The sequence below is a fragment of the Aeromonas sp. 159 genome, assembly GCF_963862045.1.
Taxonomy (GTDB): domain Bacteria; phylum Pseudomonadota; class Gammaproteobacteria; order Enterobacterales; family Aeromonadaceae; genus Aeromonas; species Aeromonas veronii.
The window spans coordinates 1-1,291 of record NZ_CAWLMI010000003.1 but is presented as its reverse complement, the minus strand read 5'-3'; the positions used below and the strand labels follow the sequence as shown (position 1 = coordinate 1,291).

1 protein-coding gene and 2 tRNA genes are annotated in these 1,291 nt (G+C 57.9%); 2 read left to right on the top strand and 1 reads right to left on the bottom strand.

Going from position 1 to position 1,291, the window contains the following annotated elements; genetic code table 11:
- The coding region (locus AACR14_RS00405) for an alpha-amylase family glycosyl hydrolase (protein WP_019444718.1) at positions 1-776 on the bottom strand (776 nt) is incomplete at its 3' end.
- 196 nt (positions 777-972) lie between these two features.
- On the opposite strand from AACR14_RS00405, the gene AACR14_RS00400 reads away from it, so the two are divergent.
- Positions 973-1,049: transfer RNA gene (locus AACR14_RS00400), tRNA-Met, on the top strand.
- Between the two features lie 95 nt (positions 1,050-1,144).
- Positions 1,145-1,221, top strand: a tRNA-Met gene (locus AACR14_RS00395).
- The last annotated feature ends 70 nt before the right edge of the window (positions 1,222-1,291 follow it).

The window sequence follows — 1,291 nt, the reverse complement described above, 5'->3', positions numbered from 1 at the left end:
ACCACATCCAGGATCACCTCGATATTGGCGCGGTGCAGCGCCTTGACCATGTCGCGAAACTCGGTGAGAGGGTCATCGCCACAGGCGTATTGCGCGTGCGGGGCGAAAAAGGACATGGGACTGTAACCCCAGTAGTTGGAGAGTCCTTTGGGCGCATCCTGAGGATCGAACTGGAACACCGGCAGCAGCTCGACGGCGGTGACACCGAGAGATTGCAGGTAGGGGATCTTCTCAATCAATCCGAGATAGGTGCCACGCAGCGCCGGATCGACTCCGGAGCTCGGGGACTTGGTAAAGCCCCCCAGATGCAATTCGTAGATCACCGAGCGGGAGAGGGAGTGAGCGGGCAGTTTGTCTCCTTCCCAGTCGTAGTGGCGAGTATCGACCACCTTGTTCTTGGCGCAACAAGCCAGATTGCTGCCTGGACGGGCCGCCGCCCATCGATCGTAATTGGCGCCAAGCTCGATGCTGCGGCCGTAAGGGTCGAGCAACACCTTCTCGGCATCGAAGCGGGTGCCGCCATATGGGCGCCACGGGCCCTGAATGCGATAGGCGTAACGTTGCCCGACCGAGATCCCCTCCACATGGATATGCCAGTAGTAGGCGGTGCGGTTTAGGCGCGGGGAGAGGGGGATCACCTCGGGGGTCGCATCGTCTGCGCTTGCGAAGAGCAGTAGTTCGACCCGGCTGGCGAGGCGTGCCCAGATCGCAAAGTTGACGCCGTGACTGTCGGGTGTGGCCCCCAACTGACGGCAGTGACCGGCGGAGATGCGCATATTCTACCTACCCAAAATGAGGAGTGTTCACCTTATTGAGTGTAGTGCCGGATGCCTGGCAAGGACTCGATTGCCTGAAAAAACAGCATGATGCTGCTAATGACCGCACTATTTGTCCGATTAATCTACGAATAAACTTTTTTTGAGATATTTACTTGCAATCTGTGCGCTGGCGCCTATTATTGGCGACCTCAGACGCGGGGTGGAGCAGCCCGGTAGCTCGTCGGGCTCATAACCCGAAGGTCGTCAGTTCAAATCTGGCCCCCGCAACCATCTGAGATCCTGACCAGTCAAGTCGGTGTAACCGGTTGGTGGGAAAGGAGAAATCGAACTGGCTACTGCTCGGCCACTTCGAGAAAAAATTCGGACGCGGGGTGGAGCAGCTCGGTAGCTCGTCGGGCTCATAACCCGAAGGTCGTCGGTTCAAATCCGGCCCCCGCAACCAACTTTTTCGTCAACTTGCGATTGTGCAAACAGTCGAAGGCAGACAAAGGCCAACAAGCTACTGCTCGGCT